Below are 20,782 nucleotides of genomic sequence, written 5' to 3' on the forward strand. Positions count from 1 at the left end.
GTCCTCTAGATTACGGGACATGACCGACACCGACCAGCACAGCACCGCGACCGACCCCGCGCTCCTCGACGCCCTGCGCGAACACGTCCAGGGGGCGCTGCCGACCACGATCGCGGACCTCTCCGCCCTGGTCCGGCTGCCGTCGGTTTCCTGGTCGGCCTTCGACCCGGCGAACGTGCAGGCGAGCGCCGAGGCCGTCGCGGACCTGGCGCGCTCCACCGGGGTCTTCGCCGACGACGCCGTCCGCATCGTCCGCTCGGCCGTCGAGGGCGACACCCCGAGCGCGGACACCCCGACCACCGACAACGACGCCGCCACCGGCACCGCAGCCGCCGACGGCGCCGCAGACGTCGAACTCGGCCAGCCCGCGGTCCTCGCGGTCCGCCCGGCCCGGAACGGCAAGCCCACCGTGATGCTCTACGCGCACCACGACGTGCAGCCCCAGGGCGACGACGCACTCTGGGAGACCCCGCCCTTCGAGCCGACCCTCCGCGGCGACCGCCTCTACGGCCGCGGCGCCTCGGACGACAAGGCCGGCGTGATGACCCACATCGCCTCGCTCCGGGCCCTGCACGCGCAGTTCGGCGACGACCTCGACCTCGGCGTCGTGCTGTTCGTCGAGGGCGAGGAGGAGTTCGGCTCCCGGTCGTTCCGCACGTTCCTGCGCGAGCAGAAGGAGCACCTCGCCGCCGACGTCATCGTCGTGGCGGACAGCGACAACTGGTCGGCCGAGGTCCCCTCCATCACGGTCTCGCTGCGCGGCAACGTCACGTTCAAGCTCACCCTGACGACGCTCGAGCACGCCAGCCACAGCGGCATGTTCGGGGGAGCGGCCCCGGACGCGATGATCCCGATGGCCCGCCTGCTCGCCTCGCTGCACGACGACGCCGGCTCGGTCGCGGTCGAGGGGCTCACGGCGTACGAGGCCGACGTCCCCGAGCGCTCCGACGCCGAGCTCGCCTCCGACGCCGCGCTCCTCGAGGGCGTGCAGCCGGTCGGCACCGGCCCGGTGCTGTCCCGTATGTGGTTCCAGCCGTCGATCACGGTCACCGGCCTGGACGTCCCGAGCGTCGCGAACGCCTCGAACACGCTGCTGCCGACGGTCGCCGCGCGGGTCTCGGTCCGCGTCGCCCCCGGGCAGGCCGCCACCGACGCGTTCGCCGCCGTCGAGCGTCACCTCCGCGCGCACGTGCCGTTCGGTGCGCGACTCGAGCTCACCGAGGTCGACACGGGCGACGGCTTCCTCGTCGACACCGCCGGCTGGGCCGTCCAGGAGGCCCGCACGGCCATGCACGAGGGCTGGGGCAACCCCGCCGTCGAGCAGGGCATCGGCGGCTCGATCCCGTTCGTGTCCGACCTGGCCGCGGAGTTCCCGGACGCGCAGATCCTGGTGACCGGCGTCGAGGACCCGGACACCCGCGCGCACAGCCCGAACGAGTCGCAGCACCTGGGCGTCCTGCACCGCGCGATCGCGTCCGAGACGATCCTGCTGGCACGACTGGCGTCGCGCGGCTGACGCCGCACCGGACGGGAGGCACGTGGCGGGCCCGCCACGGGCCTCCCGTCCGTCCGTCGCCGGCTCGCGAGCCGGACTGTGGAGCGATGCTCGCGCTTTCGGCCGGCGTGCTTACAATCGTGACCAGGCGCGGTGATCGTCACCGCCCGGAGGGAGACGCGCGATGAGCGACACCATCATCGACAACGCACCGGCGACGGACGCACGCTCGCACGGCGTCGCGCTCAGCGAGACGGCCGCGGCGAAGGTGGCGAGCCTGCTGGAGCAGGAGGGCCGCGACGACCTCCGCCTGCGCCTGGCGGTCCAGCCCGGCGGGTGCTCGGGCCTGATCTACCAGCTGTACTTCGACGAGCGCCTGCTCGACGGCGACGCCACGGCCGAGTTCGGCAGCGGGGTCGAGGTCGTCGTCGACAAGATGAGCGTCCCGTACCTCGACGGCGCGACCATCGACTTCGAGGACACCATCCAGAAGCAGGGCTTCACCATCGACAACCCCAACGCGCAGGGCAGCTGCGCGTGCGGCGACAGCTTCCACTGACGCTGTCAGGTTCGGCGTCGCCGGGTCCGGGTGTCCACCACCCGTGATCGACACGCGAGCGGGGAGCGACCGATCTGGTCGCTCCCCGCTCGTCGTCCGTGGGGGGCCCGGGCGCGCGCGACCGGGGGAAAGCCGTGCGGTCATCGGTGTCCGACGTGCGAGTCCGGCACCCGGATCGGCCGCCGAACGGGCCGCGTGTGCACGAGTGTCGGCGAGCTGCGAGTAAGCTAGGAGTGTTCCAACCAAGCTGGGAACCAGCAATGAGCCGCCTTGGCGTGCTCGGTTCCCCGCCACGTCTTCCGAGAGGTAACAGTGCGTTCGAATCGCCGTATACGTTGGGCGGCCGTCCCGGTGGCCGTCGGTCTGGTCATCGCACTGGCTGGCTGCTCGCAGCAGCAGCTGAACGGGTGGCTCCCCGGCACGGAGGAGACGAAGGACGTCACGAACCACACGAGCCGCGTCGTCGGCCTGTGGACCACCAGCTGGGTCGTCCTGCTCGCGGTGGGTCTCATCGTGTGGGGCCTCATCATCTGGGCCGCGATCGTCTACCGCCGCCGCAAGGGCCAGACCGGCCTCCCGGTGCAGATGCGGTACAACATGCCGCTCGAGATCTTCTACACGATCGTGCCGCTCATCCTGGTGCTCGGCTTCTTCGCCTTCACCGCCAAGGACCAGTCCGCGATCGAGAAGCCCTTCACGGACCCCGACGCGACGATCCACGTCTACGGCAAGCGCTGGGCGTGGGACTTCAACTACATCGACAAGGACAACCCCGAGGACAGCGTCTACTACCAGGGCATCCAGGCCCAGGAAGAAGAGAACGGGAACGGCTCGATCGACGAGTCCCAGCTGCCGACGCTGTACCTGCCGGTCGACAAGAAGGTCAAGATCGAGCTCAGCTCGCGCGACGTCGACCACTCGTTCTGGATCATCGACTTCCTCTACAAGAAGGACATGCTCCCGGGCAAGACGAACTACGAGTACTTCATCCCGCAGAAGATCGGCACGTACCAGGGCAAGTGCGCGGAGCTCTGCGGTGAGTACCACTCGCTGATGCTCTTCCAGGTCAAGGTCGTGTCCGACTCGGACTACGAGAAGTACCTCGACACGCTGCGCGAGCAGGGCAAGGTCGGTCTGCTCGGCAACGAGTACGACACCAACACGAACGAACCGAACAACAAGGCGCCGGTCGAGGCGTCGAGCGAGAACAAGTAGGGGCTCGTCTGATGACAACGTCACTCGTCGGCCAGCCGACCAGGCCCTCGACGCCGGACTTCCAGGCGTCGAAGGTCGGGCGGAAGGGCAACATCATCGTCCGGTGGATCACCTCCACCGACCACAAGACCATCGGGTACATGTACCTGATCGCCTCGTTCGTCTTCTTCCTGCTCGCGGGTGTGATGGCGCTGGTCATCCGTGCCCAGCTCTTCGAGCCCGGCCTGCACGTGGTCGCGACGAAGGAGCAGTACAACCAGCTCTTCACGATGCACGGCACGATCATGCTGCTGATGTTCGCGACGCCGCTCTTCTCGGGCTTCGCGAACGCGATCATGCCGCTGCAGATCGGTGCGCCGGACGTCGCCTTCCCGCGTCTGAACGGGTTCGCCTTCTGGCTGTACCTGTTCGGCTCGCTCATCGCGGTCGGTGGCTTCCTCACCCCGCAGGGCGCCGCGTCCTTCGGGTGGTTCGCCTACGCGCCACTGAGTGACACGACGTTCACACCGGGTCTCGGGGGCACGCTCTGGGTCTTCGGCCTCGGCATGACGGGCTTCTCGACGATCCTCGGCGCGGTGAACTTCATCACGACGATCATCACGATGCGTGCCCCCGGCATGACGATGTTCCGCATGTCGATCTTCACGTGGAACACCCTCGTGACCTCGCTGCTCGTGCTGATGGCCTTCCCGGTCCTCGCCGCCGCGCTGTTCGGCCTCGGTCTCGACCGTGTGTTCGACGCCCAGATCTACAACCCGGCCAACGGCGGGGCACTGCTGTGGCAGCACCTGTTCTGGTTCTTCGGGCACCCCGAGGTGTACATCATCGCGCTGCCGTTCTTCGGCATCGTGTCCGAGGTCTTCCCGGTCTTCAGCCGCAAGCCGATCTTCGGGTACAAGACCCTCGTCTACGCGACCATCTCCATCGCGGCCCTCTCGGTCACGGTGTGGGCGCACCACATGTACGTCACCGGTGGCGTCCTGCTCCCGTGGTTCTCGCTCATGACGATGCTCATCGCGGTCCCGACCGGCGTGAAGATCTTCAACTGGGTCGGCACGATGTGGCGCGGTTCGGTCACGTTCGAGACGCCGCTCCTGTGGGCCGTCGGCTTCCTCATCACCTTCACGTTCGGTGGTCTCACCGGTGTGATCCTGGCGTCGCCGCCGCTCGACTTCCACGTGTCCGACTCGTACTTCGTCGTCGCGCACTTCCACTACGTGGTCTTCGGCACCGTCGTGTTCGCGATGTTCTCCGGCTTCTACTTCTGGTGGCCGAAGTGGACCGGCAAGATGCTCAACGAGCGCCTCGGCAAGATCCACTTCTGGCTCCTGTTCATCGGCTTCCACACGACGTTCCTCATCCAGCACTGGCTGGGCGTCATCGGCATGCCGCGTCGCTACGCGACCTACCTGCCGAACGACGGGTTCACCTGGATGAACCAGCTGTCGACGATCGGCTCGATGATCCTCGCGATCTCGTTCCTGCCGTTCATCTTCAACGTCTACGTCACGGCCCGGAACGCGCCGAAGGTCGCCGTGAACGACCCGTGGGGCTACGGCCGCTCGCTCGAGTGGGCGACCAGCTGCCCGCCGCCCCGGCACAACTTCACGTCGATCCCGCGGATCCGTTCCGAGTCCCCGGCCTTCGACCTGAACCACCCCGAAGCGGGTGTGCCGATCGGTGTGGGTCCTGCGAAGGACGCACCGGACGCTCCGACCTACGACGCCGCGAAGGGCGAGGTGAAGTAAGGCGATGCGCGCCAACGTCAACCTGTTCTGGATCCTCTTCGGGTTCTTCATCCTCGCGGACGCCACGTACACCATCTGGGCGATGCTCTACTACGGGCACCCGGAGTGGGTGGGCACGGTCGCGATCGGCCTCACCGGCATCATGAGCGCGTTCATCGCGTTCTACCTCGGAAAGGTGATGTCGTCGCAGGGCGGGGTCCTCCCGGAGGACCGTGCCGACGCCAACATCGAGGACGGCGACGCCGAGCTCGGGCACTTCAGCCCGTGGTCGTGGTGGCCGATCCTCCTGGCCGGCTCCACCGCCGTCTGCTTCCTCGGTCTCGCCGCCGGCCTGTGGATCGTCCCGATCGGGCTCGCGCTCGTCACCGTGACGCTCGTCGGCTGGGTCTACGAGTACTACCGCGGCAACTTCGGGCACTGAGTCCCGGCGGGCTGCGGCCCACCGCACCTGACACCTTCGGGCGGCACCACCACCGGTGCCGCCCGAAGTGCGTCCGGGGCCAGCCGTACGCGAGCAAGCTGGTCCGAGCAGACTCGTACGTGCCCCCCACGACCTCCCGCATCGATCCGCGCAGAACCGGTACCGATCGGGAATCAACCGGCCCGCTCTCGGCTTGGCCTCGAGCGGACCCCTCTCCACCACAGCGAAAGGACTCACCTCCGGTGACCGACAAGCGCACCCTCATCATCTTCGGCGCGACGGGCGACCTCGCCTCCCGCCTGCTGCTGCCGGGCCTCGGCACGTTCCTGCAGAGCGGTCGAGCGGTTCCCGTCCAGCTCATCGGTACCGGTCGCAGCGCCCGCAGCGAGGACCAGTGGAAGGACGTCGTCACGAAGTCCTTCGCATCGCAGGACGTCAAGGGCGAGGAGGTCGACGCCACCCTCGCGTCGACGCAGTTCATCCAGGGCGACCCGACCGACCCGAAGCACCTCGAGGCGCTCCTGGCCGCGGCCGACGCCGAGCCCATCCTGTACTTCGCGCTGCCGCCGCAGATCGCGTCGGACATCTGCGAGGCGCTGCAGGAGGTCGAGCTCCCCGCGGGCACGACCCTGGCGTTCGAGAAGCCGTTCGGCACCGACGTCGCCAGCGCGAAGGCTCTGAACGAGACGGTGCTCAAGCTCGTCCCCGAGGAGCGCGTGCACCGCACCGACCACTTCCTCGGTCGCACCACGGTCCTGAACATCATCGGTCTGCGCTTCGCGAACCGCCTGTTCGAGCCGATCTGGAACGCGGACAACATCGAGAAGGTCGACATCTTCTACGACGAGACCCTCGGTCTCGAGAACCGCGCGCAGTACTACGACGAGGCCGGCGCGATGGTCGACATGATCCAGTCGCACCTGCTCCAGATCCTCGGCATCGTGACGATGGACGCCCCGGCGGACATCGACGCGGTCGAGTTCCGCTCGTCCCTGGCTCGTGTCCTCCGGTCGACCGAGCTCAAGGGTGGCGACGCGACGATCGCCTCCCGCCGCGCCGTCTACACGGCCGGCACCATCGACGGCAAGGAACTGCCGTCGTACCAGGACGAGGACGGCGTCGACAAGTCGCGCGGCACCGAGACCCTGGCTGAGATCGAGGTCGAGGTCGACACGGCGCGCTGGAAGGGCGTCCCGTTCACCCTCCGCTCCGGCAAGGCGCTCGGCGCCAGCCGCAAGGAGGTCCTCATCACCTTCAAGCCCGTGACGCGCCTGCCCTCCGGCCTGTCCGGTCGCCCGAAGGCGGACACGCTGCGCATCGTCCTCAACCCGGACGAGATCGAGCTGTCGGTGTCGGCGAACGGCGGCGGCAACCCGTTCGAGATGGGGCAGGTCACGCTCTCGTCGACGTTCGACGACGGTGAGCTGACCCCCTACGGCGAGGTCCTCAACGGCATCTTCCACGACGACCCGCTGCTCTCCATCCGCGGCGACGTCGCGGAGCGCTGCTGGGAGATCGTGGAGCCGGTCGTCGAGGCCTGGAAGTCCGGTTCGGTCCCGCTCGAGGAGTACCGCGCGGGCTCGCGCGGCCCGGCGGAGTGGGTCTCGTCGTCCTGACGGACCGAGCGTCCTGACGGACGTCACCCCCTGACGGACGGGAGGCGCGGTGCCAGCTGGCACCGCGCCTCCCGTCCGTCATGTGGTCGCGCCCACGGCACGACCGCGACGTTCCTGCCCATCGCGACCGACATGGGAGACCGATCCGCGCATCGGAGGCCGGAAGGAACGGCATCCCACGCGCGGATCGGCATCCTGTGCGCGGATCGGCACACCATGCGCGGATCGGCACCCCTTGCGCGGAACGGCATCACACGCGCGGATCCGCTGGGTCAGGAGGGGGAGCCGGCCCGGCGGCCGCCGCCCGTCCACGAGCGCGTGCCGCCGTCGTGCACGGCGAGCCGCGTGCGGTGCCCGGACGCCTCGCCGCGGGCCCGCGCGATCGCGTCCGCCGCGGACACGAGCGTCAGGTGGGACAGCACCTGCGGCGTGTTGCCGATGTGGTGGCCGGTGGCGACGTCGATCTCCTCGGAGAGCATGCCGACGTCGTTGGCGTACCCGACGAGCACGTCCATCAGGCGCTCGGCGTCCTCGACCCGACCGGAGGCCGCGTACTGCTCGACGAGCCAGAACGAGCACGCCAGGAACGGGTGCTCGCTGCCGGAGAGCCCGTCGAAGCCGGCGCTCGTCCGGTAGCGCAGGACGAGTCCGTGGTCGCCGACGCGCAGGTCCTGCTCGATCGCGGCGACCGTGCCCGTCATCCGGGGGTCGTCGGCGCGGCAGAACCCGATCTGGGGCAGGACGAGCAGGCTCGCGTCGACCTCGTCGGTGTCGTAGTGCTGGCGGAAGGCGCCGCGGTCGGCGTTCCAGCCGTGCTCCTCGATCTCGGCGCGGACCTGGTCGCGGAGCGTCCGCCAGCGGTCGACGGGACCCTCGAGCCCGAACTCCTCGACGGCCGCGACGCCCCGGTCGAACGCGGCCCAGATCATCGCCCGCGAGTGCGTGAAGTGCCGTCGCGGACCGCGCATCTCCCAGATCCCGTTGTCGGGCTCCTGCCAGTGCTCCTCGACGTAGCCGAGCAGGGCACGCTGCAGCGCCCAGGAGTCCGCGTTCTCCTCGACGCCGAGCTCGCGGGCGTCGTGGAGCGCGGCGAGGACCTCGCCGAAGACGTCGCCCTGGTACTGGGTCGAGGCGCCGTTGCCGAGCCGGACCGGGGTCGAGTCGAGGTACCCGGGGAGCTCCTCGAGGGTGCGCTCCGGCAGCTCGCGCTCCCCGGCGATGCCGTACATGATCTGGACGTCGGCGGGGTCCCCGGCGATCGCGCGGAGCAGCCAGCCGCGCCAGTGCGCGGCCTCGTCGCGGTACCCGTGGGCGATCAGGGACGCCAGGGCGAGCGACGCGTCGCGCAACCACACGTAGCGGTAGTCCCAGTTGCGTTCTCCGCCGGGGTCCTCCGGGAGGCTCGTGGTCGCGGCCGCCACGACGCCGCCGGTCTCGCCGTGGGTCATCGCGCGCAGGAGCAGCAGGGAGCGTCGGCTCGCCTCGGCGTACTTCCCCTCGGTGTGCGCGGTCCCCATCCAGTCCCGCCACCAGCGTTCGGTCCGGTGCAGGGCCGCGTCGACGTCGAGCGGCGCCGGCGGTTCGCGGTGGGACGGGTACCAGGTCAGGACGGTGTCGAGGACCTCGCCGTCGCGCACGGTGGTCGTGTTCGTGTGCCGGTGGTCGTCCGCGCGGAAACGGACGCCGCGGACGACGACCGACCCCGGGCCGGCGGTCGCCAGGAGGGCGGGGTCCTCGTCGCCGCCGATCTGCCGGACCCAGGGCAGCGCACGCGCGTAGTCGAAGCGGATGCGGAGGGTCTGCTCGACCTCGACCGATCCCTGCAGACCGCGGACACGGCGGACGATCGCGGCCCGGTGCGCCCCGACGGGCATGAACTCGGTGACCTCGACGACACCGGTCGCCGTGGTCCACACGGTCGAGAGCACGAGCGTGTCACGGTGGTGGTGCCGGACCGAGGTCGCGTGCGGGTCGCTCGGTCGCAGCGTCCAGTGTCCGTGGTCCTCGGTGCCCAGGAGGGACGCGAACGTGGACGGACTGTCGAAGCGGGGCAGGCACGCCCAGTCGATCGTCCCGTCGCGGCCGACGAGGGCTGCGGTGTACGTGTCGCCGATCAGGGCGTGGTCCTCGATGCGGTTGCGCGGCGTCGCGGTGCTCATGCGCACATCGAACCACCGCCACCAGTCCGCGGCGGGAGGGGCGCTGAAGGAGCGCTCAGGCGCCGGGCGCAGGGCACCGGGCTCAGGCGCCGGGTAGGGGAGCCTGGGGGTCCGCGTCGGCGACGCCCACCCGGGCGAGCTCGGTCCAGAGGCCGGCACCGTCCGGCGCGTAGACCCACGGCGCCGCCGAGTCGCGTGAGCGCTCCTGCGCACGGGAGCGGCCACCGGCGAGCACGGCCTCGCTCGTGGAGAGCTGCCGGATCGCCACGCCGGCGACGTTGTCCGGGTGCTCGCGGGCGAAGTCGCCGTACAGCGTCTCGTCGTGCTGCCCGTCGTCACCGACCAGCAGCCACTGCACGTCGGGGAAGTCCCGCGCCAGACGGCGGAGGTTGTCGCGCTTGTGCTGCTGACCACTGCGGAAGAAGCGGTCGTGGGTGGGACCCCAGTCGGTGAGCAGCATCGTGCCGTTCGGGTACATGTTGCGGGTCAGGAAACGCTGCAGGGTCGGCGCGACGTTCCACGCCCCGGTCGACAGGTAGACCGTGGGGGCACCGGGGTGCTGCGCGAGGATGCGCTCGTAGAGCACGGACATCCCCGGCACCGGGCGGCGGGCGTGCTCGGTGAGCACGAAGGAGTTCCACGCGGCGAGCATCGGGCGGGGGAGCGAGGTCACCATCACCGTGTCGTCGATGTCGGAGAGGAGCCCGAAGCGCGTCGCCGGGTCGACGATGAACACGTCCGCCTCGACGTCGCGCATCCCACCGGCCGAAAGCCGCACGGTCTGCCACCCCGGTTCGAGGTCGATCGGGACCTTCACGTCGACGACGCCGCCGCGGTCGGACTGCACCACGTGGGTCGTGCCACCCGCGGTCACCGTGACCTCGGCGTCGTCGACGGCGACGCTCGTGAAGCTCTTCCACCCGCGCACGCCGTAGTACGAGGCGTCCGAGGCGAGCCCGCGCCGGGTGAGCAGGACGCGGCAGAGGACGCGGATCCAGCCCGGAGCGCCGTACCCGGTGTACGGGATCACGGTCGGCACGAGCCCACGACGACGGGCACGGTGCTCCCGGAACTCCTGCACGGCATCCTCGATGCGGGCGGCTCGGTGCAGGATCGGCTCGGCCAACGACGGCTCGTGGGGCGTCCAGTCGGGCATTCGTCCACTATCCCACGCTGTCGGAGGCTGTGGTGAGTCGCAGCGATGTTCCAGCCGGTCTCTGCGAGAGTTGCCCCGTCACATCCCACATGACCGCGTCCGTCCGGGCGCAAGAGGAGAACACGTGCTCGTCACCGAGGTATCGAACGCACTGCCGGGGGGATCATCACTGCTCAGGAACGAGCCGGTCCAAGCCCGCAGTTCGGCGCGCCTCGCGGGACTCCTCGACGCCGCTGCGGCCGTCATCGACGAGATCGGCTTCGAGCGCCTGACGACCGCCATGGTCGCGGAGCGCGCCGGTGCGTCCATCGGCACGGTCTACCGGTACTTCCCGGACCGCATCGCCGTGGTCGAGGCCCTCGCGATCCGGAGCACGCAGCGGCTCGCCGAGCGGTTCCTCACGGCGCTCGACGAGAGCGACGCGACGACCTGGCAGGACGCCTGCGACGCACTCATCGACGCGACCGTCGAGATGTACCGCACCGAGCCGGGCTTCCGGGCGATCCGCTTCGGTGACCCGGCCGACACCGGGACCGGGGACGCCGAGGACCGGATGGCCGCGCTGGGGGCGGCCGTCGCGCAGGTCCTGCACGACCGGTTCGACTTCCCGACGGGGGAGCGCGTCGAGCGCACGTGGGTCGTCCTCGCGGAGTCCGCGCACGCCGTCATCGCGCGCGCCGTGCGTGACCGGGCGGAGCCCGACACCGCGCTGATCGAGGAGTACCGCACGATGAGCCGGGCGCACCTCGAAGCGGTGGCCGCCGCCTCCTGATCGGATCCCGGCCCCGCCGCCGGGCGCGACCCGCCCGGCCGACCGGCCGACCCACCTGCCGACGCCCGCGCTCCGAAGAGGAGTCGCGGGCGTCGTCGCGATCGGGACCGCGCAGTCGGGGGGGGAGCGTTGTCCGCGAGCCGTCATGGGCCGTCACCACGCGGACCGGACGATGACCGCGTGTGTACGCTCGGTCGGAGTCGGGCTACCTCCGGACAGAAGGGCACCCACATGATCGAGTTCCGCTCGGTGCGCAAGACGTACCCGGACGGTACGACGGCGGTCGACGACTTCAGCCTCGTCATCCCCTCCCGCACCACGACGGTCTTCGTCGGGTCCAGCGGCTGCGGCAAGACCACCCTCCTCCGCATGATCAACCGCATGGTCGACCCGAGCTCGGGCACCGTGTCGATCGACGACGAGGACGTCGCAGGTGTCGACCCCGTGCAGCTCCGGCGGCGCATCGGGTACGTGATGCAGAACGCCGGGCTCCTGCCGCACCGGAAGGTCGTCGACAACATCGCGACCGTCCCGCTCCTGACCGGTGTCTCGAAGGGCGAGGCCCGGGCGCGCGCGCTCGAGCTCATGGACACCGTCGGGCTCGACCGGGCCTTCGCGGACCGGTACCCGTCGCAGCTCTCCGGCGGCCAGCAGCAGCGCGTCGGTGTGGCCCGTGGCCTCGCGGTGGACCCGAACGTCCTGCTCATGGACGAGCCGTTCGGCGCCGTCGACCCGCTCGTCCGCAACGACCTGCAGGACGAGCTCATCCGGCTGCAGCGCGAGCTCGGCAAGACGGTGGTCTTCGTCACGCACGACATCGACGAGGCCTTCAAGCTCGGCGACCAGGTCGTCATCCTCAAGAAGGGCGGCGAGATCGCCCAGCTCGGGACCCCGGCCGAGATCCTCGCCGAGCCGGCGGACGAGTTCGTGGCGAACTTCATCGGCGTCGGCCGTGGTCGGCGGGCGCTCCGGGTGGAGCAGACCCCGACCGGGCCGATCGTGGTGGACGGCGACGGCCGGGCGGCCGGCGTGCTCACCGGTCCGGTGACGGTGGTGGACGCGGCAGCCGCCGTGCCGCAGGGTGCAGAGGCCGGGGCGCGTGACACCGCCCCGGGTGCTCCGGCGCAGGGTGGGGGACCCCGGTGAAGTGGGTCCTGTCGAACCTCGACACGATCAGTGACGCCACGCTCGCGCACCTCGCGATCGCGATCCCACCGATCTTCATCGCGTTCCTGCTGTCGATCCCGGTCGGCTGGCTCGTCGTCCGGCTGCAGCGCCCCGGAGGTTCCCGCGTCGCCGCGGGTGTCGGCACCGGCATCGTGACCGTCGCCGGGCTCCTCTACGCGATCCCGTCCCTCGCGCTCTTCGTCGCCCTGCCCGCCGTCATCGGCACGGGGCTGCAGGACCCGGTCAACCTCATCATCAGCCTGACGCTCTACGGCCTCGCGCTCATGGTGCGCTCGACCGTCGACGCGCTCACCTCGGTCGACGCCGGGACGAAGGCCGCGGCGACCGCCATGGGGTACTCGGGCCTGCAGCGCTTCTTCCGCGTGGAGCTGCCGCTGGCCGGGCCCGTCCTGCTCGCGGGGCTGCGGGTCGTGGCGGTGTCGACGATCTCGCTCACGACCGTCGGCGCGGTGCTCGGCATCCAGAGCCTCGGGTCGCTCTTCACGGACGGTCTCGGTCGCGGCATCTACGAGGAGATCCTGTCGGGCATCGTGATGGTGCTCGTCCTGGCCTTCGCGCTCGACGGGCTGCTGGTGCTGCTCGGCCGGCTCGTCATGCCGTGGACCCGTCGTGCACCCCGGAGCCGCCGTGCGGTCCGGCGTGTGCTGCAGCGGGCGGAGGTGGCGTCGTGATCATCGCGCAGGCGTTCGGGTGGGTCTTCGACCCGCAGAACTACACGGGCTTCAACGCCATCCCGGGGCGGGTGTGGGAGCACGTCTGGATCACGCTGCTCGCCGTGCTCATCGCCGCGGTCGTCGCCGTCCCGATCGGGTACGCGATCGGTCACACCGGACGAGCCCGCGGGTTCTCCATCGCGCTGTCCGGCGGCATCCGGGCACTGCCCACGCTCGGCGTGCTCTCGCTGTTCGGACTCTTGCTCGGCATCGGCCTGCAGGCGCCGCTCCTGGCCCTCGTCATCCTGGCGATCCCGTCGGTGCTCGCCGGCGCCTACTCGGGCATCGAGTCGGTGGACCCGGTGACGGTCGACGCGGCGAAGGCGCAGGGGATGACCGGGTGGCAGGTCCTGTGGAAGGTCGAGATCCCGCTCGGGCTGCCGCTCCTGATCGGCGGCCTCCGCGCCGCGGTCCTGCAGGTCGTCGCGACCGCCACGCTCGCCGCGTACGTCGGCGCCGGTGGTCTGGGCGGCTACTTCTTCCTCGGGCTCAAGACCCAGGACTACGCCGAGATGCTCGGCGCCTCCATCCTCGTGATCGCCCTCGCGATCGCGTTCGAGATCGTGTTCGCCGCTCTCCAGCGGGCGGCGGTGCCGAAGGGCACCGTCGACCCGTCGGCCCGGCGGCGCCAGGGGTCGCGCGAGCGCTCCCGCAATCCCATCCCGGAAGGAAATCCATCGTGATCACAGCAAAGATCCGTGCCGGCGTCGCAGCAGCGCTGGCACTGGGCGTCGCCGCCGCCCTGACCGGCTGCGCGTCGAGCAACCCGCTCGACAGCGGCTCGAGTGCGTCGAGCGACTCGAAGACCATCGTCATCGGTTCGCAGCAGTACTACTCGAACGAGATCATCGCCGAGATGTACGCGCAGGTCCTCGAGAAGGACGGCTTCACGGTGAAGCGGAACTTCAACATCGGTCAGCGTGAGATCTACATCCCGCAGCTCGAGAAGGGCGCGATCGACGTCATGCCCGAGTACAGCGGCAACCTGCTGCAGTACTTCGACAAGGAGTCGACGGCGAAGACCGCCAGCCAGATCGACGAGGGCCTGTCCAAGGCGCTCCCGTCCGGCCTGCGGGTCCTCGACGCGGCCGAGGCCACCGACCAGGACAGCTACACCGTGACCAAGGAGTTCTCCGAGAAGAACGACGTCACGAGCCTGGCCGACCTGAAGAACGTCAGCGAGAAGCTCACCGTCGGCGCGAACTCCGAGTTCCAGACCCGCCCGTACGGCCCCGACGGCCTGAAGTCGGTCTACGGCGTGGACGTCGACTTCAAGGCGATCGAGGACTCCGGCGGAGCCCTGACCGTCAAGGCGCTCAAGGACGGCACCGTCCAGCTCGCCGACATCTACACCGCGGACCCGAGCATCAAGGCGAACGACCTCGTCTCGCTCAAGGACCCGGAGAACCTGATCCTGCCGCAGAACGTCATCCCGGTCGTCTCGAAGAAGGTCGACGACAAGGCCGCGGCGGACATCGACAAGGTGAACAAGGTGCTCACCGAGGCCGCGCTCATCGAGGTCAACTCGAAGAGCACCGTCGACAAGGAGAAGGCGTCGCAGATCGCGAAGGACTTCCTCTCCTCGAAGGGCCTCCTGTAGGGGTTCCACAGCGTCAGGAGACGACAGGCGTCGGGCATCGAGCCCGGCGCCTGTCGTCGTTCCGGGAGGGGTCCGTCCAGCACCGATGTTCCGCACGGTTGTGCCGATCACAGGCCCTGCACGTTCGTGCAGTTCTACCCTCTACAACTTGTCGAAGCAGGTGTCCCGCCGGTAGCGTGAAGGTGTCCCAACGGCCAGTGACAGCAGAAGTCCCCCTTCCACAGGAAGCAACTGACGTGCAGCACCAGCGCGCGGCGACCCGGCATGGACGCGCCGCATGAACGACATCCTCGACCCCCTGATCCTGTCGCGGTGGCAGTTCGGCCTGACGACGATCTACCACTTCCTCTTCGTCCCGCTGACGATCGGCATGGCCCTCGTCGTGGCCGTGTTCCAGTCCGCCTGGGTCCGCACCGGCCGGGCGCACTACCTGCAGCTCACGCGGTTCTTCGGGCGGATCTTCCTCATCAACTTCGCGATGGGTGTCGTCACGGGCATCGTGCAGGAGTTCCAGTTCGGCATGAACTGGTCGAACTACTCTCGGTTCGTCGGTGACGTCTTCGGCGCCCCGCTCGCCCTCGAGGGCATCCTGGCGTTCTTCTTCGAGGCCGCGTTCATCGGCATCTGGATCTTCGGGTGGGACCGCCTGCCGAAGGCCGTGCACCTGGCGAGCATCTGGTGCGTCAGCGTCGGCACGATGCTGTCCGCGTACTTCATCCTCGCGGCGAACGCGTTCATGCAGCACCCGGTCGGCTTCGCGATCAACGAGGCCAAGGGTCGCGCGGAGCTCACCGACATCTGGGCCGTCCTGACGAACAAGGTCGCCCTCGCCGCCTTCCCGCACACGCTGTTCGGCGCGTTCATGGTCGCGGCCTCGGTCATCGTCGCGGTGGCGGCGTACCACCTGGCGCGGAACCAGCACCTCGAGACCATGCTGCCGGCGCTGAAGTTCGGCATGTGGACGATGCTCGCGTCGGGTGCGCTCACGGTGCTGTCGGGCGACCAGCTCGGGCTCACGATGGTCGACACGCAGCCGATGAAGATGGCAGCGGCCGAGGCGCTCTACAACACCTCGACCGGCAAGGACGCCTCCTTCTCGATCTTCACGCTGGGGACGCCGGACGGCGTGCACGAGCTGTTCTCGATCCGCATCCCGTACCTGCTGTCGTTCCTGTCGACCCACACGTTCACCGGCACGGTCGAGGGCATCAACGACCTGCAGGCGCAGTACTCGCAGGTGTACGGCCCAGGCGACTACAAGCCGATCATCTGGGTGACCTACTGGTCGTTCCGGTGGATGATCGCGCTCGGTGTCGGCGCGGTGCTCGTGTCCCTGGTCGGGCTCTGGCTGACCCGCAAGGGTCGGTTCCCGACGCAGCGGTGGGTGTGGCGCGTGGCGACCTGGTCGGTGCCGCTGCCGATGGCCGCGATGATCATGGGCTGGGTCTTCACCGAGATGGGCCGTCAGCCGTGGCTCGTGTTCGGGTTGCTCAAGACCGCCGACGGGGTCTCCCCGAACGTGACCGGGGTCGAGGTCCTCATCTCGCTCGTCGTGTTCACACTCATCTACGGCGCGCTCGCGGTCGTCGAGTTCCGCCTGATCAAGAAGGTCGCGCAGGAGGGCCCCGCCGCCCCGGCAGAGGTCGACGAGCAGACCGGCGCGGTCAAGCACGAAGTGACGGTCTACTAGAAATGGAAACTGTCTGACCATGGACCTCCCCGTTCTCTGGTTCGCGATCGTCGGTCTGTTCTTCGTCGGGTACTTCGTGCTCGACGGGTTCGACTTCGGCGTCGGGATGTCGCTGCCGTTCCTCGGCAGGGACGACACCGACCGTCGCGTGCTCATCAACACGATCGGCCCGGTCTGGGACCTCAACGAGACGTGGGTCATCGTCGCGGGGGCGTGCCTGTTCGCGGCGTTCCCCGAGTGGTACGCGACGATGTTCTCCGGGTTCTACCTGGCGTTGCTGCTCATCCTCGCGGCGCTCATCGCCCGCGGGGTCTCGTTCGAGTACCGGCACCAGGAGAAGCACCTGGCGTGGAAGCGCCGGTTCGACCTGATGATCGTCGTCGGCAGCGCGGTCCCGTCGTTCCTGTGGGGTGTCGCGTTCGGCAACGTCGTCCGGGGCATCCCGATGGACGCCGGGCACAACTACACCGGCACCTTCCTCGACCTGCTCAACCCCTTCGCGCTCCTGACCGGGCTCGCGACCCTGCTCGTGTTCTTCACACACGGCGTGGTGTTCGTCGCGCTGAAGACCGAGGGCGAGATCCGAGAGCGGGCGAAGCGCCTCGCGACGCGGGCGGGTGTGCTGACGATCGTCGTCGCCGCGGCGTTCCTCGTCGCGATGGCGTTCGTCCGCGCAACCCCGGCGAGCCTCGTGCTCTCGGTCGTCGCGGCGCTGGCCCTCGTGCTCGCGGTGCTCTGCTCGGCGTGGGGGAAGGAGGGCCGGGCGTTCGCGCTCATGGCCGTCACGATCGCCGCGGTCGTCCTGGCGATGTTCACCGCGATCTTCCCGGACGTCATGCCCGCGTCGAACGACCCGGCGAACAGCCTGAACGTCGTCAACGCCGCGAGCGGGACCTACACGTTGACGGTGATGAGCTGGGTGGCGCTGATCTTCGTGCCGCTCGTGCTCGCCTACCAGGCCTGGACGTACTGGGTGTTCCGCAAGCGGGTCTCCCGGGCCCACATCGCGCAGGCCGCGCACTAGGAGGACACCGCCGTGAAGCCGCTCGACCCCCGACTGCTCCGCCTGTCGCGCACGGCGCGCGGGGCCGTCGCGGCGTCGGCGGCCACCGGCCTGGTCCGGACGCTCGCCACCGTCGCGATCGCCTGGGGCATCGCCACCGCCGTCACCCTCGGCGTCGACGGGGTGCGCGACCGCGTCGTCCCCGCCGCGCTCACCCCGACGCTCGCCCTGCTCGGCGCGGCCTTCGTCGTGCGGGCCGTCGCCGCGTGGGCGACCGACGACCTCGCTGCCCGGGCGGGTGCGCGGGTGAAGAGCGAGCTCCGGGCCACCGTCCTGGCGCGTGCGGCGGAGCGCGGACCGGCGTGGCTGCAGGGGCGGTCGAGCGCCGCGTTCGCGACCACCCTCGGCCCCGGGCTCGACGCGCTCGACGCGTACTTCGGCCGGTTCCTGCCGCAGCTCGCCCTCACCGCCGTGGCGACCCCGGTCCTGCTGCTCGCGATCGGGGCCGGAGACCTGACGAGTGCGGTCGTCATCGTGCTCGCGATGCCGGTGATCCCGGTGTTCATGGTGCTCATCGGGCTCGCGACCCAGTCGCTGCAGCGCCGGCAGGCCGATGCCCTCGCCCGTCTCGGGAGCGCGTTCACCGAGGCCGTCGAGGGCCTGGCGACGCTCAAGGTGTTCGGCCGCGCCCGCCGCCAGGTCGGCCGGATCGGCGACGTCACCGACGAGTACCGTCGCGGCACCCTCGGCGTGCTGCGGCTGTCGTTCGTCAGCGGCTTCGCGCTCGAGCTCGCCGCGAGCCTGTCCGTCGCGCTCGTCGCGGTGTCGATCGGCGTCCGGCTCGTCGACGGCTCGCTCGGCCTCGGTGCCGCGATGTTCGTGCTCGTCCTCGCGCCGGAGGCCTTCGCGCCGATCCGGCAGGTCGGCGCCGACTTCCACGCCGCCCAGGACGGCGTCGAAGCGTCCGCGGCCGTCCTCGACGTGCTCGACGACCGCGCTGGACACGACCGCGCAGGAGACGACCCCGCAGGCGACCACCGCGTCGTCCCGCGCGCACCCGACCACGACGGACCGACGGACCCCGGGACCGACCTGGTCCTCACCGGCCTCACGGTCACCCGCCCCGACACCGTCATCGGCCCGCTCGACGTGCGCGCCGCCCCCGGCACGGTCGTCGCGCTGGCCGGCCCGAGCGGCTCCGGCAAGTCGAGCCTCATCGCCGCGATCCGCGGCGTCCTCCCGCACGACGGCACGGTCACCGTCCCGTCCGGGACCGGCCGGGCGGACCCGGCGACGCGGTCGGTCGCCGAGCGCACCACGTGGGCCGACCAGCGGCCGCGCCTCGTCCGCGGCACGGTCGCCGAGAACGTCGCCCTGCACTCCCGACCCGACACGGCCGACGTGCGGCGCGCCCTTGGCGACGCGGGGCTGGGACTCGACCCGGGCCTCCCGGTCGGACCCGGCGGAGCCGGCCTCTCCGGCGGCCAGGCGCAGCGGGTCGCGGTGGCCCGCGCGCTGTACCGCGCCCGGCGCGAGCGGACACCGCTCGTCCTGCTCGACGAACCGACGTCGGCCCTCGACGCCGAGGCCGAGCAGACCGTCGTGCGCGCCCTGCGCGCCCTCGCGGACGACGGCGCGGTCGTCGTGGTCGCCAGCCACCGCCCGGCCGTGCTCGACGCGGCCGACGTGCGCGTCGACCTGCACGCGGACGGCGCGACGAGCGTGACGGCCCGACGGGCGGTGCGGGCATGAGCCGGGAGGCACGGCGCACGTCGGTCCTGCGGCTCGCCCTGCCGCACGGTGCGGGTTGGGCGAAGGCGGTCGCCGCCGGCACGACCAGCGCGCTCTGCGCGGTCGCGCTCCTCGCGGCGAGCGGCTACCTGATCACGCGAGCGGCCGAGCAGCCGCCCATCCTGTACCTGACGCTCGTGATGGTCGGCGTCCGGGCGTTCGCCCTCGGTCGGGCCGCCCTGCGCTACGTCGACCGGCTCGCCGGGCACGACGCGTCCTTCCGGCAGCTCGCCGTCGTCCGGACGGAGATGTACCGCCGGCTCGCGTCGATCGCCCCGGCCGGGCTCGGCCGCACCGGTCGCGGCGACCTGCTCACGCGGCTCGTGACCGACACCGACCGCCTGCAGGACCTGCCGATCCGCGTCGTCGGGCCGCTGGTGTCGGCGGGGGTCGTCGCGGTGCTGTCCGTGGTCGCCGTCGCGCTCGTCTGGTGGCCGGCCGCGCTCGTGCTGCTCCTCGCCCTCGGTGCCGCCGCGGTGCTCGGGACGGTCGTGACGCTCGCGGTCGCCCGGCGGTCCGACCGCGAGACCGCCGCGGAGCGCGGCCGGGTCGCGGACCTGGTGCTCGACACCGTGCGCACGCTCGACGTCTTCGCCGCGTACGGCACGCTGCCGGACCGGCTCGCGACGATCGCGGCGCTCGACGACCGGGTCACGCGGGCGGTGCGGCGTCGCGCGACCGTCGAGTCGCTCGTCGGGGCGCTCGTCGGGCTGCTCGGCGGCGGCGCGGTCGTCGGCGTCCTTGCCGTCGGCGCACCCGCCGTCGTCCGTGGTGCGCTGGACGGACCGCTGTGGGCGCTCGCGGTGTTCGTGCCGCTGGCCCTGTTCGAGGTCGTCGGCGGTGTGCCGCTCGCCGTCCTGACGCTCCGTCGGGTCCGGGCCGCCGCCGAGCGGGTGGAGCAGGTCGTCCCGGCAGCGGTGCCGGCCGGGATCGTCCCCGAGCCGGACGAGCCCGCGACCGCCGATGAGCTCGCCGTCGACGGGCCGGTGACCGTGGCCCTCCGCGACCTCACCGTCCGGTGGCCCGGCGCCGGGACACCCGCGGTCGACCGGGTCGACCTCGACCTGCGACCCGGCGAGGTCGTCGTCCTCACGGGGCCGAGCGGCGCGGGGAAGTCCACGCTCGTCGACGCCCTGGTCCGGTTCGTCGACCACGAGGGCTCGTACACGCTCGACGGCGTCGAGGCGCGACGGCTGCACCCGGACGCCGTGCGCGCCCGGGTCGGACTCGTCGAGCAGGACCCGTTCGTGTTCGACCAGACCGTGCGGCAGAACCTGCTCTTCGCCCGCGACACCGCGACCGACGCCGAGCTCGTCGACGCCCTCGAACGGGTCGGCCTGGGCGGCTGGCTCGCCCGACGCGGCGGACTCGACGCACCCGCGGGGGAGCGCGGCACGCTGCTGTCCGGCGGCCAGGCGCACCGGCTCGCCCTGGCGCGGGCGTTGCTCCACGCGTTCCCGGTGCTCGTGCTCGACGAGCCGACCGCGGACGTCGACCCGGACCTCGGCGACGCCGTGCTGCGCGACCTCGTCGGGGCGGCGCGGTCGGCCGGACGGACGGTGCTCGTCGTGTCGCACGTACCGGTGCCGGCCGACCTCGTGGACCGGACGCTGCGGATGCGGGACGGGCGGCTCGTCTCGGCGTGAGCCGCGGGCC

The 20,782-nt window shown here is 70.8% G+C and carries 17 protein-coding genes; 15 read left to right on the top strand and 2 right to left on the bottom strand.

The genetic code is table 11. From position 1 onward, the window contains the following. The first annotated feature begins 19 nt into the window (after positions 1–19). The 6 genes from FB462_RS07680 (at position 20) to FB462_RS07705 (ending at position 7,054) form a co-directional block, all read left to right on the top strand. On the top strand, positions 20–1,516 hold the full coding sequence (locus FB462_RS07680) for a dipeptidase (RefSeq protein ID WP_141861158.1): 1,497 nt from the start codon (positions 20–22) through the stop codon (positions 1,514–1,516). Between the two features lie 163 nt (positions 1,517–1,679). Next, positions 1,680–2,054 carry a HesB/IscA family protein gene (locus tag FB462_RS07685; protein ID WP_141861160.1) on the top strand — a complete coding sequence of 125 codons (375 nt, stop codon included), beginning with the start codon at positions 1,680–1,682 and terminating at the stop codon, positions 2,052–2,054. A 312-nt stretch (positions 2,055–2,366) separates the two neighbouring features. Then, a complete protein-coding gene (gene ctaC / locus FB462_RS07690; protein ID WP_058741692.1) occupies positions 2,367–3,269 on the top strand; it encodes an aa3-type cytochrome oxidase subunit II in 903 nt (300 codons plus the stop codon). Between the two features lie 11 nt (positions 3,270–3,280). Further along, complete coding sequence (gene ctaD / locus FB462_RS07695) at positions 3,281–5,017, top strand: aa3-type cytochrome oxidase subunit I (RefSeq protein WP_058741691.1); 1,737 nt, start codon at positions 3,281–3,283, stop codon at positions 5,015–5,017. Positions 5,018–5,021: 4 nt separating this feature from the next. After that, positions 5,022–5,438 carry a cytochrome c oxidase subunit 4 gene (locus FB462_RS07700; protein WP_141861162.1) on the top strand — a complete coding sequence of 139 codons (417 nt, stop codon included), beginning with the start codon at positions 5,022–5,024 and terminating at the stop codon, positions 5,436–5,438. Positions 5,439–5,680: 242 nt separating this feature from the next. Further along, positions 5,681–7,054, top strand: a complete 1,374-nt coding sequence (locus FB462_RS07705) for a glucose-6-phosphate dehydrogenase (RefSeq protein ID WP_058741689.1) — start codon at positions 5,681–5,683, stop codon at positions 7,052–7,054. 272 nt (positions 7,055–7,326) lie between these two features. Here FB462_RS07705 and FB462_RS07710 read toward each other — a convergent pair whose 3' ends face one another. After that, on the bottom strand, positions 7,327–9,213 hold the full coding sequence (locus tag FB462_RS07710) for a glycoside hydrolase family 15 protein (protein WP_141861164.1): 1,887 nt from the start codon (positions 9,211–9,213) through the stop codon (positions 7,327–7,329). An 82-nt stretch (positions 9,214–9,295) separates the two neighbouring features. Continuing rightward, the gene (locus FB462_RS07715) at positions 9,296–10,369 is read right to left on the bottom strand and encodes an App1 family protein (RefSeq protein ID WP_058741687.1); all 1,074 of its coding nucleotides are present in this window, start codon (positions 10,367–10,369) and stop codon (positions 9,296–9,298) included. A gap of 124 nt (positions 10,370–10,493) precedes the next feature. Here FB462_RS07715 and FB462_RS07720 point away from each other — a divergent pair, with 124 nt between their 5' ends. The 9 genes from FB462_RS07720 to cydC all read left to right on the top strand — a co-directional run bounded on the left by FB462_RS07720 (position 10,494) and on the right by cydC (position 20,772). Then, a complete protein-coding gene (locus FB462_RS07720) occupies positions 10,494–11,141 on the top strand; it encodes a TetR/AcrR family transcriptional regulator (RefSeq protein ID WP_058741686.1) in 648 nt (215 codons plus the stop codon). Between the two features lie 231 nt (positions 11,142–11,372). Next, the gene (locus FB462_RS07725; RefSeq protein ID WP_058741685.1) at positions 11,373–12,287 is read left to right on the top strand and encodes an ABC transporter ATP-binding protein; all 915 of its coding nucleotides are present in this window, start codon (positions 11,373–11,375) and stop codon (positions 12,285–12,287) included. Next, complete coding sequence (locus FB462_RS07730; RefSeq protein WP_141861169.1) at positions 12,284–13,000, top strand: ABC transporter permease; 717 nt, start codon at positions 12,284–12,286, stop codon at positions 12,998–13,000. Before FB462_RS07725 ends, FB462_RS07730 begins: the two co-directional genes overlap by 4 nt. Next, positions 12,997–13,725, top strand: coding sequence for an ABC transporter permease (locus FB462_RS07735; protein WP_058741683.1), 729 nt, complete (start codon positions 12,997–12,999; stop codon positions 13,723–13,725). Before FB462_RS07730 ends, FB462_RS07735 begins: the two co-directional genes overlap by 4 nt. After that, positions 13,722–14,642, top strand: a complete 921-nt coding sequence (locus FB462_RS07740; RefSeq protein WP_141861171.1) for an ABC transporter substrate-binding protein — start codon at positions 13,722–13,724, stop codon at positions 14,640–14,642. The genes FB462_RS07735 and FB462_RS07740 overlap by 4 nt, the downstream gene beginning before the upstream one ends. Positions 14,643–14,919: 277 nt before the next feature. Then, the gene (locus FB462_RS07745) at positions 14,920–16,332 is read left to right on the top strand and encodes a cytochrome ubiquinol oxidase subunit I (protein ID WP_141861173.1); all 1,413 of its coding nucleotides are present in this window, start codon (positions 14,920–14,922) and stop codon (positions 16,330–16,332) included. Positions 16,333–16,351: 19 nt separating this feature from the next. After that, positions 16,352–17,356, top strand: coding sequence for a cytochrome d ubiquinol oxidase subunit II (cydB, locus tag FB462_RS07750; RefSeq protein WP_141861175.1), 1,005 nt, complete (start codon positions 16,352–16,354; stop codon positions 17,354–17,356). A gap of 12 nt (positions 17,357–17,368) precedes the next feature. Further along, positions 17,369–19,087, top strand: a complete 1,719-nt coding sequence (gene cydD, locus FB462_RS07755; RefSeq protein WP_141861177.1) for a thiol reductant ABC exporter subunit CydD — start codon at positions 17,369–17,371, stop codon at positions 19,085–19,087. Then, on the top strand, positions 19,084–20,772 hold the full coding sequence (gene cydC, locus FB462_RS07760) for a thiol reductant ABC exporter subunit CydC (protein WP_141861179.1): 1,689 nt from the start codon (positions 19,084–19,086) through the stop codon (positions 20,770–20,772). Before cydD ends, cydC begins: the two co-directional genes overlap by 4 nt. Positions 20,773–20,782 lie beyond the last annotated feature (10 nt).

The sequence above is a fragment of the Curtobacterium citreum genome (assembly GCF_006715175.1).
GTDB classification, from domain to species: Bacteria; Actinomycetota; Actinomycetes; order Actinomycetales; family Microbacteriaceae; genus Curtobacterium; species Curtobacterium citreum.

Coding starts and splice junctions, on each gene's coding strand:
- FB462_RS07680 (WP_141861158.1), top strand. CDS start 20: ATGACCGACACCGACCAGCACAGCACCGCGACCGACCCCGCGCTCCTC.
- FB462_RS07685 (WP_141861160.1), top strand. CDS start 1,680: ATGAGCGACACCATCATCGACAACGCACCGGCGACGGACGCACGCTCG.
- ctaD (WP_058741691.1), top strand. CDS start 3,281: ATGACAACGTCACTCGTCGGCCAGCCGACCAGGCCCTCGACGCCGGAC.
- FB462_RS07700 (WP_141861162.1), top strand. CDS start 5,022: ATGCGCGCCAACGTCAACCTGTTCTGGATCCTCTTCGGGTTCTTCATC.
- FB462_RS07710 (WP_141861164.1), bottom strand. CDS start 9,213: ATGAGCACCGCGACGCCGCGCAACCGCATCGAGGACCACGCCCTGATC.
- FB462_RS07715 (WP_058741687.1), bottom strand. CDS start 10,369: ATGCCCGACTGGACGCCCCACGAGCCGTCGTTGGCCGAGCCGATCCTG.
- FB462_RS07725 (WP_058741685.1), top strand. CDS start 11,373: ATGATCGAGTTCCGCTCGGTGCGCAAGACGTACCCGGACGGTACGACG.
- FB462_RS07745 (WP_141861173.1), top strand. CDS start 14,920: ATGAACGACATCCTCGACCCCCTGATCCTGTCGCGGTGGCAGTTCGGC.
- cydB (WP_141861175.1), top strand. CDS start 16,352: ATGGACCTCCCCGTTCTCTGGTTCGCGATCGTCGGTCTGTTCTTCGTC.
- cydC (WP_141861179.1), top strand. CDS start 19,084: ATGAGCCGGGAGGCACGGCGCACGTCGGTCCTGCGGCTCGCCCTGCCG.